Genomic DNA, 15,303 nt, shown 5'->3' with positions numbered 1-15,303 from the left:
CGACTGCGGGTCTGCGGCGCGCGGGCAGCCTTGCCCCTGCCCGGCGCATTCTCTAGACAGGCAAAATATCCTTTCCTCGCTGATCGAGAGTGCCCGCATGTCGTCGAACAAGAATTCCAAAGGCAAGAAACTGGGCGCTGGCCTGCTGATGGGTTTGCTGGCGCTCAGCCTGCTCGGTTTCGGCGTCGAAGGCTTCGGCACCGCGCGCCAGACCATTGGCACAGTCGGCGACCGTGACATAACCGCGGATGAGTATGCGCGCACGCTGCAAAACGACCTGCGCGCGTTGCAAGCGCAGCTTGGCCAGCCGATCACAATGGAACAGGCGCGTCTATTCGGGTTGGACCAGCGCGCGCTGGAACAACTCATCGATCAAGCCGCGCTCAACACCGAAGCCGACCGCCTTGGCGTGTCGGCTGGCGACGAAACCGTGCAGGCAGAGATCCTCGCCATACCAAGTTTCCAAGGGCTGGATGGGTCTTTCGACCGCGAATCCTACCGCTTCGCCTTGCAAAACGCGGGCCTGAGCGAAGCAGAATTCGAAACCTCGATCCGCGAAGAAATCAGCCGTTCCATTCTGCAACTGGCGACAATCGGCGGCGCCAGCGCGCCCGAAGGGTTGGTTGAACCGCTGCTGGAATATCAGGCCCAAACGCGCGATTTCACCGTGCTGACATTGACTGCGGATGATCTGGACAGCCCCGTCGGCCAGCCAAACAACGCGGAGTTAACGGCGTATTACGAGGCAAATCTTGAGCGTTACACCCTGCCTGCCGGAAAACGGCTGGATTACGCATGGATCACCCCGGAAATGCTTCTTGACACGCTGGAAGCTGACGAGGACGAGTTGCGTGCGGCTTATGAGGCGCGCTCAGCACAGTATCGTCAACCCGAACGGCGGCTTGTAGAGCGCTTGATCCTGCCCGACATGACCGCCGCGCAAGACGCGTTGGACCGTATCACATCGGGCGAAACCACCTTCGAAGACGTGGTCGCCGCGCGCGGTCTGACATTGGACGATACCGATATGGGCGATGTGACCCGCGAAGCTCTTGGCGCCGCAGGGGACACTGTGTTCGCGCTGAATGAGCCGGGCGTGGCCGGGCCGGTAGAGACCAATCTTGGCCCCGCGATCTTTCGGATGAACGCCATTCTGGCCGCACGCGAAACCCCGTTTGAAGACGCGCGCACCGAATTGCGCGATGCTTTGCTGATGGACCGCGCGCGCCGCATTCTGGCAGAGAATATTGATCTCTATGAAGACCTGCTGGCCGGCGGCGCCACGGTGACGCAACTGGCCAATGAAACAGAGATGCAGGCCGGACAGATAGACTGGCGCCCCGATGTGCAAAGCGGGATCGCGGCATACGAGGAATTCCGCGACGCCGCACGCAGCGTGCAAGCGGGCGATTTTGCCGAAATCCTGATACTGGAAGATGGCGGCATGTTCGCGCTTGAACTGGTCGAAGAGCTGCCCGCCGCGCCGCGCCCGCTGGAAGATATCCGCACGCAGGCCGTGCAGGATTGGCAAACTGCCGAAATCCGTGCGCGACTGAGCGCGCAGGCCGACGCCTTGATCGCCGAGGTTGAAAGCGGCACCGAGATAGATGCGCTGGGAATCGACAGTCTGCGCTTTGCCGACCTGTCGCGTTCGGACCCCGTGCCAGACCTGCCCCGCGCGGTCCTGACCCAAGCGTTCGAGTTGCAAAGCGGAGAGTTGGCCACCGTGACCGATGGCGCGCGGGTGCATGTCGTGCAGTTGCACGCCGTTGCGTCCCCCGATCCTGATCTGGATACCACGCAGCAAATACGCCGCGCCCTCGAAAGCCAGATCACGCAAAGCTATACGCAAGACCTGTTCGGGTATTTCAGCGGTGCGCTGCGCCAGTCCATGCCGATTACGCTGAACCAGCAGATGATCGACGCGGTTCAGCAGAGCTTTTGACGCATGGCCAGCCTGACCCCCGATTTCGACCGTTTCGAGGCTGCTTGGTCGCGCGGTGAAAACCAGCTTGTCTATATGCGGCTGGCGGCCGATCTGGACACGCCGGTTTCGCTATACCTGAAACTGGCAGGTGCTGCGCGCGGCAGTTTCATCCTCGAATCCGTCACCGGCGGAGAGGTGCGTGGGCGCTATTCGATCATCGGGATGAAACCGGATCTGGTCTGGCAATGCCGCGATGGCCGCGCGCGGCTGAACCGCGCTGCACGGTTCGACCCGGATGCGTGGGAAGATCAGGGGGCGGCCCCACTGGACGCGCTGCGCGCCCTGTTGGCCGAATCGCGAATCGAGATACCCGACGACCTGCCCGCCGCCTGTGCCGGACTGTTCGGCTATCTGGGTTACGATATGATCCGGCTGGTCGAGCACTTGCCCGATGTGAACCCCGACCCCATCGGTGCACCCGATGCGCTGATGCTGCGACCTTCGGTCGTGGCGGTGCTGGACGGGGTCAAGGGCGAGGTCATCGTGGTTGCCCCGGCCTGGGTGGCGTCTGACCTGCCTGCCCGCGCGGCTTACGCCCAAGCCGCCGAGCGGGTCATGGACGCCGTGCGCGACCTTGAACGCGGCTTGCCAAGCGCCCCGCGCGAGTTGGCCGATGCGGACGCGCCGATTGGCGTGCCCATGTCCAATTTCGCCAAGCCGGATTATCTGGCGGCTGTGGACAAGGCCAAGGATTACATTCGGGCGGGTGACATCTTTCAGGTGGTGCCGTCGCAGCGTTGGTCGCAGCGTTTCGCGCTACCGCCCTTTGCGCTGTATCGATCCTTGCGGCGGATGAACCCATCGCCTTTCATGTTCTATTTCGATTTCTCGCTGGCTGAGGGGCCGTTTCAGGTCATTGGCGCCAGTCCCGAAATCTTGGTGCGCCTGCGCGATAACGAGGTCACGATTCGCCCCATCGCAGGCACGCGCCCGCGCGGCGCCACGCCGGAAGAAGATCGCGCGCATGAACAGGATTTGCTGTCCGATGAAAAGGAACTGTCAGAACATTTGATGTTGCTGGACCTTGGCCGCAACGATGTAGGCCGTGTCGCCCGCATTGGCACCGTGCGCCCGACAGAGGAATTCGTGATCGAACGCTACAGCCATGTCATGCATATCGTATCCAACGTGGTGGGCGAGTTGGCCGAGGGGCAGGATGCGCTATCCGCGCTGTTGGCCGGGCTGCCCGCAGGCACGGTCAGCGGTGCGCCGAAAGTCCGCGCCATGCAGATCATAGACGAGTTGGAACCCGAAAAACGGGGTGTCTATGGTGGCGGGGCGGGATATTTTTCTGCCAATGGCGAAATGGACATGTGCATCTGCCTGCGCACGGCCGTTCTGAAGGATGAAACTTTGTATATTCAGGCCGGGGGCGGTGTTGTCTATGACAGCGATCCAGAGGCCGAATATCAAGAGACGGTGAACAAATCCCGAGCCCTGCGCCGTGCCGCAGAAGAAGCGGGCCGCTTTGCGCGCGGCAACGCCTGACCGTTTCGCCATGCCCCATGCCCGGACCACACCCTTTGCCATGTCCTTGACCGAAGCTCTGGGGCATGTGGACCGGGTTTTCGGCATTGACCAGATCCTGGCCGATGAAGGGCAGGACATTCTGAAACCTTATTATCTGCAATCCGAACCGGGCTATAAACGTGTGCATTCCGAAAAGGGGTGTATGCATATGGCTCTGAACCCTGACGGGGTTTACGCCACCGATGGCTATTTCACCCAGATCCGCAACGTGGCCTACCAGATCAGGCAGGTGCAAGCCGCCCGCGTGCTGGAACTGGGCAGCGGCATGGGGTTCAACACACTCTCGCTTGCGCCAGATCATCCGGATGTGCAGTTCACCGGGCTGGACCTGATGGCGCATCATGTCAAAGCCGCCCGCAAGAACGCGGGCCATGTGCCCAATCTGCGGTTCCTGCAGGGCAGCTATTTCGACATTTCCCCCGATCTGCACAATGCGGATGTGATCTTTGCCTTGGAAACCCTGTGCTATGCCAACGACCTGGATGCTGTAGCACGCCAGATTGCCGCCGCGATGGCGCCGGGCGGGCGTTTCGTGATGTATGACGGGTTTCGCCGCGCCGATTTCGTCACCGCGCCCGAAGATGTGCAGACCGCCGCCCGACTGTTCGAGGTGACGACCGCTGTCACCGGGGGCTTTCATATGATCGAGGCTTGGGAAGCCGCGCTCGCCCGTGCCGGGCTGGTGGTCCTGCACTCCGATGATCTGAGCGATCAATCCATCGCCGGACTGCGCTACCTGCACAATCGCGCGGCGCGGTTTTTTCATTCGTGGAAATACCGTCTGCTGCGTCCTTTCTTGCCGAAATACCTGATCCGCAATGCCGTGGCCGCGCTGGTCGGCCCCTATATGATCGAAGGGGCCGGGCCGAATTCTGGCGACACGATGGGAGCAATCACCTATTCGGTGTTAGTTGCCGAAAAGCCGCGCTGAGTTTTGCGCTTTCCTGCGCGCCTGCGTGGGACTATATGGCGCGCATGTCTCAAAACCCGCCCCAGCTTCGCCCCGATATCGCCCCGCGCGCGCTTATGCGTGACAGCACCCGCCCTGGTCAGCCGACCATCGGTATGGTCAGCCTTGGCTGCCCCAAGGCGCTGGTCGACAGCGAACGCATTTTGACCCGCCTGCGCGCCGAGGGGTATGCTATCAGCCCCGATTACACCGGCGCGGATGCAGTGATCGTCAACACCTGCGGGTTTCTGGACAGCGCCAAGGCCGAAAGTCTGGATGCAATTGGCGAGGCGTTGACCGAAAACGGCCGCGTAATCGTGACCGGCTGTCTGGGCGCGGAACCCGATTACATCACCGGGGCGCATCCCAAGGTTCTGGCCGTGACCGGGCCGCACCAATATGAGCAAGTGCTGGACGCTGTGCACAAGGCCGTCCCGCCGAAGCCCGATCCGTTCGTGGACCTGCTGCCCGCCAGCAGTGTCAGCCTGACGCCACGCCATTACAGCTACCTCAAGATTTCCGAGGGCTGTAACCACAAGTGCAAATTCTGCATTATCCCCGACATGCGCGGGAAACTGGTCAGCCGTCCCGCCCATGCAATCATACGCGAGGCCGAAAAGCTGGTCGAGGCCGGGGTGCGGGAATTGCTGGTGATTTCGCAGGATACATCGGCTTATGGCGTGGACATTAAACACGCCGAGGACCGGGGCCACCGCGCCCATATCACAGACCTTGCGCGCGATCTGGGGTCTTTGGGCGCTTGGGTGCGGCTGCATTATGTCTACCCCTACCCGCATGTCCGCGATCTGATCCCGCTTATGGCAGACGGGTTGATCCTGCCCTATCTGGATATACCCTTCCAGCACGCGCATCCCGACACATTGAAACGCATGGCGCGGCCCGCCCATGCAGAGCGCACGCTGGACCATATCGCGGCTTGGCGCGACATCTGCCCCGACATCACGCTACGGTCCACCTTCATCGTCGGCTATCCGGGAGAGACGGAAGCAGAATTCCAGACCCTGCTGGATTGGCTGGACGAGGCGCAGTTGGACCGTGTCGGGTGTTTCCAATACGAAAATGTTGCGGGCGCCCGCGCCAATGCCCTGCCCGACCATGTGCCCGCCGAGGTCAAGGCCGACCGCTGGGACCGTTTCATGCAAAAAGCGCAAGCCATTTCCGAGGCCAAATTGGCCGCGAAAGTAGGTCAGGTGATGCAGGTGATTGTTGATGATATCGACGAAGACGGCATTGCCACCTGCCGCACCAAGGCCGATGCGCCAGAGATCGACGGCAACCTGTTCATTGACGAAAACACGGACGGGTTGGCCGCCGGTGATATCGTCACAGTCGAAGTGGACGAAGCCGGCGAGTATGACCTTTGGGGAACGCGGGCAGACGGGGTCTGACCCCCTGCTCGCGCCATCTTCTGCCCCGCAGAGGCGACCAAGCGGCGCCAGCAAATCGGCGCTTTTCAGAGATCGGCAAGCATTTTCGGATGTGTCGGCAAAGGTCGCACTTGTCTATAAGCCGATCATAGGTGGCTGCACCACCCTATGACTTTCCATAAGGCCGACACCTGGCCACGAGCGAATTTACCACCTACTGCGGCGCGGGGATTTTGCGCGTGGTATGCGCCTCGAATTGCGCGGCAAGCCAGTCGGTGGCGCACAGGCTGACCTCTACCAGTTTCACGCGCTCTGCTTCGCGCATCCGGGTCGAGCGCATCAGCATAATGCGCCGCGCCAGAGCAGCTTGCCCGCGCGGGCTGGCGGCCAGCTCTGCATCCGGGACAATGCTGTTCGCCGGGCTACCATGGGTAAGCAGCGCCTGATAATTGCCCAGAGCATGATACAGCGCCAGCACGCATTGCGACGCCTCAGACGGACAGACAGAGGCACAGGTCGCGCGCAAATGCAGCGCAGCGGGGGCTTGCCCCAACCAATCCTGCAAGGCGGCCTTGGGTGGCTTCAGCCCATTTTGGTAACGGTGCTGCGGATCTCCCGGATGTAGCCCTGCTGCCCGCTCTGCGGTCAGGGTCATGTCCGGCGACAGAAACAACAAGGTTTCAGGATACCAGTCCTGCGCCACTATATCGGCGGCAAAACCATGCTCTTGCCGTTTTGCAATGCTCAGCAGCGCCTGCGCCAATGCGCGCGTTTCTTCCAATTCGGCAAATTGGGCGGCCATCTCCAGGTCGCTTTGCACCTCGGCCATAGCACGCCACGCGCGCGCAAGCGCATTGCCCTGCTCGGCAGCGACGCCCACCCAGTTGCGGCCAGACATCCCGCCGGGTGCGCGCAACAGCGCAATTCGGTCCGCCCGCGTCAGGCCCAACACGGCTGGCCCCTGCAACGCGGCATGGCGGTCGATCAGCCCCAGGAAAAGCTGGGCTTGCGCATCACCTTGATGCGCAAGATCCGCCAAGCCGCGCAAGCCCGTCAATTCGTCATCCGCCAGCCAGGCGGCAATCGCCGCATCGCGCCGCACTTCCAGTGTTTGGGCACGCAGCGCGCCCGGCACCAGCATGACAGCCAGGCACAGCAACACAAACAGCCACACCACCGTTCGGGGACAACGCAGGGCATAATCTGGGCCGTAAGAGTTCGTCATGGGGCCTCGGCTCTGGGTCATGGCGCGACTATGCAGCGCAACGCACAGCACGGCAAGCCATCTCGGGTGTCAAAGACCATATCCGGAGCAAGGAAAAAGCCCGCCCTTGGTCAAGGGCGGGTTAGTCACCCGCGTGTCGGCGGGACAGGGAGGAAAGTGTTTTCCGGCAAAGCCAAAAAACATATATATGCGTATAATCATTGTGTCCGGCGTTCATTGATCTGGATCAAGAAGCGCACCGCAAACGTGTCAAAGACCTGATAATGCGCACAATCAGCTATTTTGCAGAGGAAAGTCTGCGTTACGCAAACAATCCTTCAAGATTGCCTCGATTTTGACAGAAACTTGACGTTTCTTCGCCATGCGGGATTTGCCAGCGCAGGTCCTGCTCGGTAGTTTTACAGCAATCCATGATCCGGCAGGGTAACCATGACCGATATTGACCTTTCCACCGCGCGCACCGATGCCGAATGGCTGGCACGACTGGACGAATTGGGCGATGAGTTGGGCGCGTTCACCCCGCTGGGCAGCCAGCACGCCGCATTCTATGCCGATGGCGATGACACCCTGATCGTCAGCTTTGAGACGATCGCAGAGTGTCGCGCCACCGGCCCAGAACACAAACCCCTCGGGTTGCTCGTCGCAGAGGCGAATGGCTGGTCGCACTTAAGCCTGATCGCCCGTGCCCCGCGGTGGTATCGCGACACGGAAGTGCTGGATTTTTTCGATGCGCAGATTGACGAAGGGTTCTTCGACAGCTTCAAGCGCGTGCTGTTCTTCGGTGTCGGCATGGCCGGCTACGCGGCCTGCGCCTTCAGCCTGACCGCGCCGGGTGCGACGGTTCTGGCGATTGCCCCGCAAGCCACGCTCGACCCGGAATTCGCGGTTTGGGACACGCGTTTCAAATGGGCGCGACGGCTGGATTTCCGCAGCCGCTTCGGCTTTGCACCCGACATGCTCGACGGCAGCCGCAACGCCTTTGTGGTAAGTGATCCGTCCCGCCCGGAAGACAGCATGCATGCAGCATTGTTCCAGCGGCCTTTCGTGCATGTTCTGCGCACCCCACGCCTTTATGGCCCAACGCCAGAGGTGCTTGCCCGGATGGACCTGCTTGCGCCCATTATGGAACTGGCGGTCACTGGCCGCCTGACCGGCACCAAGCTGGCCGCGCTCTTGCGCAAACGCCATAGCGACAAAGCCTATCTGCGCGCCCTGACCCGCCACATCGCCCGCAGCGAGCGCCCGGCCCTGACCGCAATCGCCGCGCGCAAGGCCATGGCGCTGACCCGCGACGCCAAGACATCACAAACCGGCGCCCGCCAACCGGTCGAACCGGTCGCCTGACCGGATCGCGCCGAGCCAACAGGGCCTGTGCAGCGGCGAACAGGACAAAGGCAGAATTTTGCGCTACCTGTCGACGACACCAAGTCAGGGGGGCATCATGTCCGACGCGCAGCACCGAAAAATTCAAACCCAAGGGGTCCATCACATCACCCTGATCGGGGCGGATCGGCAGACTTCGATCGATTTCTGGGAAGGGGTGCTGGGCATGCCCTTCATCTTCGACCAGCCCAATCTGGACAACCCGGATGAAGGGCATCTGTATTTCGATCCGGGTGATGGACGGCTGATAACCATCTTCACCAACGAGTCCCGCAAGCCCGACCCGAAAGCTGTGCCGGAAGATACCGGCAGCTTGCACCATCTGGCCTTCAACCTGTCGCAAGCCACGTTCTGGCAAGTGGCCGCGCGGCTGGACGCGCGGGGCGTGCGCCATTCGGGGCCGGTGGATCGCGGCTTCATGGACTCGATCTATTTCCGCGACCCTTTGGGCCTGCGCATCGAACTGGCCAGCTACCGGTTCGAGCCGCCCGAAGGCTGCCGCCATGCCGACGTGATGATCGAAGCCCACCGCATCCGCGTGGCGCAGGGCGACCGCAACATTGACCGCGAGCACTTGGCCGACGCGATAGAGCTGCTTGTGGAACGGCGGCAACAGTCGCTGAGTGGCGACCGGGGCGCGCGAAAGGGATATTGAGGGCGCTTGCCCCTGCCCGCGCCACGTCTTACACCGGGCGCAGACCGCAGATGCCAAAGGACACCCCCATGCGCCTGACCCGCTATTTCCTGCCCGTGCTGAAGGAAACCCCGTCCGAGGCGCAGATCGTCAGCCACCGGCTGATGCTGCGCGCAGGGCTTATAAAGCAGGCGAGCGCGGGGATCTATTCGTGGCTGCCCTTGGGCTACAAGGTGCTGAAGCGCATTGAAACCATCGTGCATGAAGAACAGATCCGCGCGGGGCATATCCCCATGCTCATGCCCACGCTGCAATCGGCCGATCTGTGGCGCGAATCCGGGCGCTACGATGACTACGGGCAGGAAATGCTGCGCATCACCGACCGGCACGGGCGCGATATGCTCTATGGTCCCACCAACGAAGAGCTGATTACCGACATTTTCCGCACCCATGTCAGCAGCTACAAGGATCTGCCGCTGACGCTGTATCATATTCAGTGGAAGTTCCGCGACGAGGTGCGCCCGCGCTTCGGCGTCATGCGGGGCCGCGAGTTCTATATGAAGGACGGGTATAATTTCGACCTGACCAAGGAAGACGCGCTGCACGCCTATAACCGCCATCTGGTCAGCTACCTGCGCAGCTATGAGCGGATGGGGCTGCAAGCCATCCCGATGCGCGCCGATGGTGGCCCGATTGGCGGCGATTACACGCATGAGTTTCTGGTTCTGGCCGAAACGGGCGAGTCGGAAGTGTTCTATGACAGCGCGATCACCGACCAGAGCTTTGGCGACCGCGCGGTAGATTACGACAGCGTGCCCGAATGCCAGGCGGTGCTGGAGGAGTTTACCTCGCGCTACGCACGCACCGATGAAACCCACGACGAAGCCACATTTAACGAGCAAGTGCCCGAAGAGCGCCGCCGCGTTGCGCGCGGGATCGAAGTGGGGCAAATCTTCTATTTCGGCACCAAGTATTCCGAAGCTATGGGCGCCACCGTTGTGACCCCCGATGGCAGCCGCGTGCCGGTGCATATGGGCAGCCACGGGATTGGCGTGTCGCGCCTGCTGGGCGCGATTATCGAGGCGAGCCATGATGACCGTGGCATCATCTGGCCCGAAGGCGTGACGCCCTTCCATTGCGGGATCGTGAACCTGAAGCAGGGCGATGAAGCAGCGGATGCAGCCTGTGAAAGCCTGTATGCGGCACTAACTGCCAAGGGGCTGGAGCCGCTTTACGACGACCGCTCGGAACGCGCGGGCGCGAAATTCGCCACGATGGACCTGATTGGCCTGCCATGGCGCATTACCGTCGGCCCGCGCGGGTTGGCGAAAGGTGTTGTGGAACTGACCTCGCGCCGCACGGGCGAGAGCGAAGACATGTCGCCAGAGGTCGCGATCGATCGGATCGCCCAGATCTACGCATAAATCCGGCGGGCGGCGACAGCGCGGCCTCCCCCCCTGCAATTCATCGATAACGCCGAAGTCATCCGGCGTTATCGTGTCGGCGATTGCCACCGAACCCGGTTGTTCCTAAATGTTAAACACCTTAACATGAAAGGAATAACACCAATGGCTCGCTTGGGCTTTCTGCCTGCAATGTTCACCACCGCCCTGATCGCGCTGCCCCTTGGCGGGGCCAGCTTGGCCGATACGGTCATTCCCATCGCCGACGCCAAGCGCGGCATGATGGTGACGGTCGCGGGCACGGTAGAGCGCATTACCGACGAAGATGAATTCATCCTGACCGATACCAGCGACAGTATCCGCGTCTATGTCGGCCCGAACTGGGTGCCCGCCAAGGTGGGCGATGCCGTGACAGTGCATGGATTCATAGACAATGACCTGCTGCGCGAGCTTTATGCCCGCACCCTGACCATGCCCAATGGCGAGGTTGTCACATTCGAGCGCCGCTACGATTGATACAAAAAGGGCCAGCCCGAAGCTGCGGCTGGCCCTTTCAAAATACCGGGAACAGGCTTGCTATCAGACAGTTGCCTTGCGGTCTTCCATCGCCTTGGCGAACCTTTCAAACAGGTAGAAGCTGTCTTGCGGGCCGGGGCTGGCCTCTGGGTGGTGCTGAACCGAAAACACCGGCTTGCCCTGCACTTGGATGCCGCAATTTGACCCATCGAACAGCGAGGTATGCGTTTCGACCACCCCATCCGGCAGAGTCTGCGCATCGACCGCGAACCCGTGGTTCATGGAGGTGATCTCGACCTTGCCGGTGGTGTGGTCTTTCACCGGGTGGTTCGCACCGTGATGGCCGTGGCTCATCTTGATGGTTTTCGCGCCAAGGGCCAGCGCCAGCATCTGGTGGCCAAGGCAAATGCCAAAAACCGGCAGATCGGCTTTCAACACGTCGCGGATCATCGGCACGGCATAATCGCCCGTCGCGGCGGGGTCGCCGGGTCCGTTCGACAAGAACACCCCATCGGGGTTCAGCGCCAGCACATCTTCCGCTGTAGCGCTGGCCGGGAGCACGGTCACATCGCAGCCCGCCGAGGCCAAACACCGAAGGATGTTGCGCTTCGCGCCATAGTCGATGGCGACGACCTTGTGCTTCGGGTCGGTCTGGCGGGTGTAGCCTTCGGGCCAAGCCCACCGCATTTCATCCCACCGGTAGCTTTGCGCGCAGGTCACATCGCGTGCAAGATCAAGGCCAACCAGCCCTTTCCAGGCGCGCGCCTTGGCAACCAGCGCTTCCAGATCGAACACCCCGTCGGGGTTATGGGCCAACGCGACATGCGGTGCGCCTTGCAGGCGGATCGCACGGGTCAGGCGGCGGGTATCCACCCCGCCCATGCAGATACGGCCACGCCGCTCCAGCCACGTCAGAAGCGTTTCCTGCGCGCGCCAGTTGGAAGGCGCGGTCGGGTCCCATTTCACCACCATGCCGGCAGCAACGGGTTCAGCGGTTTCATCGTCTTCAATGGTCACGCCGGTATTGCCGATATGCGGGAAGGTGAAGGTCACGATCTGGCCCGCATAGGACGGGTCGGTCATGATTTCCTGATAGCCGGTCATGGCGGTGTTGAAGCACAGTTCCGCCACCGTTTCGCCAGTCGCGCCAAAGCCGCGCCCGTAGAAAATGGTTCCATCGGCCAATGCAAGGCATGCTGTGGGTTTGAGTGGCTGGGCACACATTGCGAAACGACTCCGGGCTGGCTGAATTTGGCGCAAACTATGGGGCCGGACCAAAAGAATCAAGCGAAACCGGCCCGAAGTGAAAATACGCACAAGGCTATGTTTTCATGAAGTTTTAATTGGCATTGCCGTGCTCGCTCTGCTTGCCTAGTATGTGGCCTTTGCAGAACCGACCATGAAAAGAGGACCGCCCATGTCCATGCGGGACAAGATCTCTAACGCGCTGAAAACAGCCATGAAAGCGCGCGATACAGAGCGCCTTGCCGCGTTGCGGCTGATAAACGCCGCCATCAAGGACCGCGACATCGTGGCCCGCGGCGAGGGTGCGCCAGAGGTGTCGGATGCAGAGATCATCACGGTGCTGACCCGGATGGTCAAGCAACGCCGCGAATCGGCGCGCGCCTATGAAGAAGCCGCACGTCTGGACCTGGCCGAGAAGGAAACCGCAGAGATCGCCGTTATCGAGGATTTCCTGCCGCGCCAGATGACCGACGACGAAATCGCCGCCGCAGTAGAGGCAGCTGTGACAGAAACCAACGCCGCCAGCGTGCGCGATATTGGCCGCGTCATGGGGGTATTGAAAACCCGCCATGCGGGCGAGATGGATTTTGCCAAGGCCGGAGCAGCAATCAAGGCCCGCCTTGGCTGAGTCGCTCACTCTGTTGCAAGACCCGTCCCATCGTGCGGCACTTGCCAGCGATGCGCGGGCGTTGCTGGGCTTTCACCGCGCCAGCCTTGGCCCGGATGGCGCTTTCGTGCCCCTTGGCACTGATGGCACGCGGCAGCACGGGGCTGCGCAAGAACTGCATGTGACCACGCGCATGGTGCATTCCTATGCAATGGGTCAGGCTTGGGGCGCACCCGATTGCGCTGGCCTGATAGAGGCCGGGATGCGCGCGCTTTGGAACTGGCACCGCGACCCGGATCACGGCGGCTATGTCTGGGCGGTGCAAGGGCCAAAAGCACTGGACACGCGCAAGCTGGCCTATGGGCATGTGTTCGTGTTGCTCGCAGCCAGCAGCGCGTCAGAGGTCGGGCATGACGACGCGCCGCGCCTGATGGCCGATATATCCACCATATTGGAGCGCCACTTCTGGGACGAAGAGGCCGGTCGCCTGCGCGAAGAATTCGCGCGCGATTGGTCGCCGCTGTCGCGTTACCGGGGCATGAACGCCAATATGCACGGGGTAGAGGCGTTTCTGGCCGCCTATGAGGCTACGGGGCAAGAGGTCTGGCTTGACCGTGCGGGGCGCATTCTGGATTTCTTCACCGACCGGATGGCCGGGGCTAATGGCCACCGCATTCCCGAACATTACACCGAAACCTGGCAGGTTGACCCGGATTTCCGGGGCGATCCGGTCTTTCGCCCACCGGGCACGACGCCCGGTCATTCGCTGGAATTTGCGCGGCTTCTATTGCAACACTGGGATTTGACAGGCCGCGCCGATCCGACAGCCCTGCCCCGCGCCCGCGCGCTTGTTGACACCGCCCTGAACGATGCTTGGTTGCCGGCTGGCGGGCTGGCCTACACGCTTGCCCCCGGCGGCGCTGTCGATCAATCTGTGCGGCTATGGTGGCCGGTGGCCGAAGGGCTGGCCGTGTTGGCCATGTTGCAAAAGCTGGACCCGCGCCCGCCAGAAGCCGTCTGGTATGCCAGACTGCATGATTTCGCGCGCGCGCATTTCATCGACAGCCGTCATGGCGGGTGGCATCCCGAATTGGGTGATGACGGATTGCCCGCAGCATCCATCTTTCACGGCAAGCCCGATATATACCACGCGCTGCAAGCCGATCTGCTGGCGCTGGTTCCGGGCGTGTCGGGTGTGTTTGACGGGCTGCGCAAGCAGCGTCAGGCGGGGTCGGACACGCAATAGTGTCGCGCGCTGGCCATTTCCTGCCGATCCCGACAAGACGCCCCCTTTACCGCCTGCCCTACCCGGCCCTATAAGGTGCGAGAGAATCCGGCTATCTCCCCCATATCTTGGGGTTTCGCGGCGCAAACACGGAAATACCAGTATGAACCCTTTTGCCAGCCTGTTCACATCCGATATGGCGATAGACCTCGGCACCGCGAATACGCTCGTCTACGTCAAAGGGCGCGGGATCATCCTGAATGAACCCTCCGTGGTGGCCTATCATATCAAGGACGGGCGCAAGGCGGTTCTGGCCGTGGGTGAAGATGCCAAGCTTATGCTGGGGCGCACCCCCGGCAGCATCGAGGCGATCCGCCCCATGCGCGACGGGGTGATTGCGGATTTTGATGTTGCGGAAGAAATGATTAAGCATTTCATCCGCAAGGTTCACCGCAACACATTGTTTTCCAAGCCAAAAGTTATCGTCTGTGTGCCTTATGGCGCGACCCCTGTGGAAAAGCGCGCAATCCGTCAGTCGGTGCTGTCGGCAGGTGCGCGGCGCGCGGGTCTGATCTCGGAACCCATCGCGGCGGCAATTGGTGCCGGTATGCCCATCACCGACCCGACGGGCAGCATGGTCGTCGATATCGGCGGCGGCACGACCGAAGTGGCGGTGCTGTCGCTGGGTGACATCGTCTATGCGCGCTCGGTGCGCGTGGGCGGCGACCGGATGGATGAAGCCATCGTCAACTTCCTGCGCCGTAACCAGAACCTGTTGATCGGGGATGCGACGGCGGAAAAGATCAAATGCTCCATCGGCACGGCGCGGATGCCCGATGACGGGCGCGGCAAATCCATGCTGGTGCGCGGGCGTGACCTGCTGAACGGGGTGCCCAAGGAAACCGAGATCACGCAGGCGCAGGTCGCCGAGGCGCTCTCGGAAACCGTGACCACCATGTGCGAAGCGGTGATGATCGCGCTGGAAACCACGCCGCCTGATCTGGCCGCCGACATTGTGGACCGCGGCGTCATGCTGACCGGTGGCGGCGCGTTGCTGGGAGAGCTGGACCTTGCCTTGCGCGAACAGACGGGACTCAGCATCTCTGTTGCGGATGAAGCGTTGAACTGTGTCGCCATCGGCACCGGCAAAGCGCTGGAATATGAGAAACAATTGCGCCACGCGATTGATTATGACAGCTGACAGGTAGGGC

Annotated in this window: 13 protein-coding genes; 11 read left to right on the top strand and 2 right to left on the bottom strand. The window is 61.8% G+C overall.

Going from position 1 to position 15,303, the window contains the following annotated elements; genetic code table 11:
• Positions 1-97: 97 nt before the first annotated feature.
• From M3N55_RS01380 to rimO, 4 genes are read left to right on the top strand one after another with little or no spacing between them, the layout of a single operon-like run.
• Positions 98-1,945 carry a peptidylprolyl isomerase gene (locus M3N55_RS01380; protein WP_249055648.1) on the top strand — a complete coding sequence of 616 codons (1,848 nt, stop codon included), beginning with the start codon at positions 98-100 and terminating at the stop codon, positions 1,943-1,945.
• 3 nt (positions 1,946-1,948) lie between these two features.
• Positions 1,949-3,475 (top strand): anthranilate synthase component I, encoded by a 1,527-nt coding sequence (gene trpE, locus M3N55_RS01375; protein ID WP_249055646.1) that lies wholly within the window; start codon positions 1,949-1,951, stop codon positions 3,473-3,475.
• Complete coding sequence (locus M3N55_RS01370; protein ID WP_249055644.1) at positions 3,432-4,448, top strand: class I SAM-dependent methyltransferase; 1,017 nt, start codon at positions 3,432-3,434, stop codon at positions 4,446-4,448. The genes trpE and M3N55_RS01370 overlap by 44 nt, the downstream gene beginning before the upstream one ends.
• Positions 4,449-4,492: 44 nt before the next feature.
• The gene (gene rimO, locus M3N55_RS01365; protein WP_249055643.1) at positions 4,493-5,875 is read left to right on the top strand and encodes a 30S ribosomal protein S12 methylthiotransferase RimO; all 1,383 of its coding nucleotides are present in this window, start codon (positions 4,493-4,495) and stop codon (positions 5,873-5,875) included.
• 193 nt (positions 5,876-6,068) lie between these two features.
• On the opposite strand, the gene M3N55_RS01360 is transcribed toward rimO, so the two are convergent.
• Positions 6,069-7,079, bottom strand: a complete 1,011-nt coding sequence (locus M3N55_RS01360; protein WP_249055641.1) for a hypothetical protein — start codon at positions 7,077-7,079, stop codon at positions 6,069-6,071.
• A gap of 429 nt (positions 7,080-7,508) precedes the next feature.
• Between M3N55_RS01360 and M3N55_RS01355 the strand changes: the two genes are divergently transcribed.
• The 4 genes from M3N55_RS01355 to M3N55_RS01340 all read left to right on the top strand — a co-directional run bounded on the left by M3N55_RS01355 (position 7,509) and on the right by M3N55_RS01340 (position 11,015).
• Complete coding sequence (locus M3N55_RS01355) at positions 7,509-8,423, top strand: phosphoadenosine phosphosulfate reductase (protein ID WP_249055639.1); 915 nt, start codon at positions 7,509-7,511, stop codon at positions 8,421-8,423.
• Positions 8,424-8,520: 97 nt separating this feature from the next.
• Positions 8,521-9,117, top strand: coding sequence for a VOC family protein (locus M3N55_RS01350; RefSeq protein ID WP_249055638.1), 597 nt, complete (start codon positions 8,521-8,523; stop codon positions 9,115-9,117).
• 68 nt (positions 9,118-9,185) lie between these two features.
• Entirely contained in the window at positions 9,186-10,520 is a 1,335-nt protein-coding gene (proS, locus tag M3N55_RS01345) for a proline--tRNA ligase (RefSeq protein ID WP_249055636.1), read from the top strand.
• A gap of 144 nt (positions 10,521-10,664) precedes the next feature.
• Positions 10,665-11,015 (top strand): single stranded DNA-binding domain-containing protein, encoded by a 351-nt coding sequence (locus tag M3N55_RS01340; RefSeq protein ID WP_249055634.1) that lies wholly within the window; start codon positions 10,665-10,667, stop codon positions 11,013-11,015.
• 63 nt (positions 11,016-11,078) lie between these two features.
• Here the strand turns inward: M3N55_RS01340 and carA are convergent, their stop codons facing one another.
• The gene (carA, locus tag M3N55_RS01335) at positions 11,079-12,239 is read right to left on the bottom strand and encodes a glutamine-hydrolyzing carbamoyl-phosphate synthase small subunit (protein ID WP_249055633.1); all 1,161 of its coding nucleotides are present in this window, start codon (positions 12,237-12,239) and stop codon (positions 11,079-11,081) included.
• Positions 12,240-12,432: 193 nt separating this feature from the next.
• On the opposite strand from carA, the gene M3N55_RS01330 reads away from it, so the two are divergent.
• From M3N55_RS01330 to M3N55_RS01320, 3 genes are all read left to right on the top strand, one after another.
• On the top strand, positions 12,433-12,888 hold the full coding sequence (locus M3N55_RS01330; protein ID WP_249055630.1) for a GatB/YqeY domain-containing protein: 456 nt from the start codon (positions 12,433-12,435) through the stop codon (positions 12,886-12,888).
• Positions 12,881-14,113 carry an AGE family epimerase/isomerase gene (locus M3N55_RS01325; RefSeq protein ID WP_249055627.1) on the top strand — a complete coding sequence of 411 codons (1,233 nt, stop codon included), beginning with the start codon at positions 12,881-12,883 and terminating at the stop codon, positions 14,111-14,113. The genes M3N55_RS01330 and M3N55_RS01325 overlap by 8 nt, the downstream gene beginning before the upstream one ends.
• Before the next feature lie 142 nt (positions 14,114-14,255).
• The gene (locus M3N55_RS01320) at positions 14,256-15,293 is read left to right on the top strand and encodes a rod shape-determining protein (RefSeq protein ID WP_249055626.1); all 1,038 of its coding nucleotides are present in this window, start codon (positions 14,256-14,258) and stop codon (positions 15,291-15,293) included.
• The last annotated feature ends 10 nt before the right edge of the window (positions 15,294-15,303 follow it).

The sequence above is a fragment of the Roseinatronobacter domitianus genome (assembly GCF_023336755.1).
GTDB classification, from domain to species: Bacteria; Pseudomonadota; Alphaproteobacteria; order Rhodobacterales; family Rhodobacteraceae; genus Roseinatronobacter; species Roseinatronobacter domitianus.
This window is presented reverse-complemented; position numbering and strand designations above follow the sequence as displayed.

What these genes read in the sequence shown, in the direction of transcription:
- M3N55_RS01380 (WP_249055648.1), top strand. Translation starts at nt 98, where the DNA reads ATGTCGTCGAACAAGAATTCCAAAGGCAAGAAACTGGGCGCTGGCCTG.
- trpE (WP_249055646.1), top strand. Translation starts at nt 1,949, where the DNA reads ATGGCCAGCCTGACCCCCGATTTCGACCGTTTCGAGGCTGCTTGGTCG.
- rimO (WP_249055643.1), top strand. Translation starts at nt 4,493, where the DNA reads ATGTCTCAAAACCCGCCCCAGCTTCGCCCCGATATCGCCCCGCGCGCG.
- M3N55_RS01360 (WP_249055641.1), bottom strand. Translation starts at nt 7,079, where the DNA reads ATGACGAACTCTTACGGCCCAGATTATGCCCTGCGTTGTCCCCGAACG.
- M3N55_RS01355 (WP_249055639.1), top strand. Translation starts at nt 7,509, where the DNA reads ATGACCGATATTGACCTTTCCACCGCGCGCACCGATGCCGAATGGCTG.
- M3N55_RS01350 (WP_249055638.1), top strand. Translation starts at nt 8,521, where the DNA reads ATGTCCGACGCGCAGCACCGAAAAATTCAAACCCAAGGGGTCCATCAC.
- proS (WP_249055636.1), top strand. Translation starts at nt 9,186, where the DNA reads ATGCGCCTGACCCGCTATTTCCTGCCCGTGCTGAAGGAAACCCCGTCC.
- M3N55_RS01340 (WP_249055634.1), top strand. Translation starts at nt 10,665, where the DNA reads ATGGCTCGCTTGGGCTTTCTGCCTGCAATGTTCACCACCGCCCTGATC.
- carA (WP_249055633.1), bottom strand. Translation starts at nt 12,239, where the DNA reads ATGTGTGCCCAGCCACTCAAACCCACAGCATGCCTTGCATTGGCCGAT.
- M3N55_RS01330 (WP_249055630.1), top strand. Translation starts at nt 12,433, where the DNA reads ATGTCCATGCGGGACAAGATCTCTAACGCGCTGAAAACAGCCATGAAA.
- M3N55_RS01320 (WP_249055626.1), top strand. Translation starts at nt 14,256, where the DNA reads ATGAACCCTTTTGCCAGCCTGTTCACATCCGATATGGCGATAGACCTC.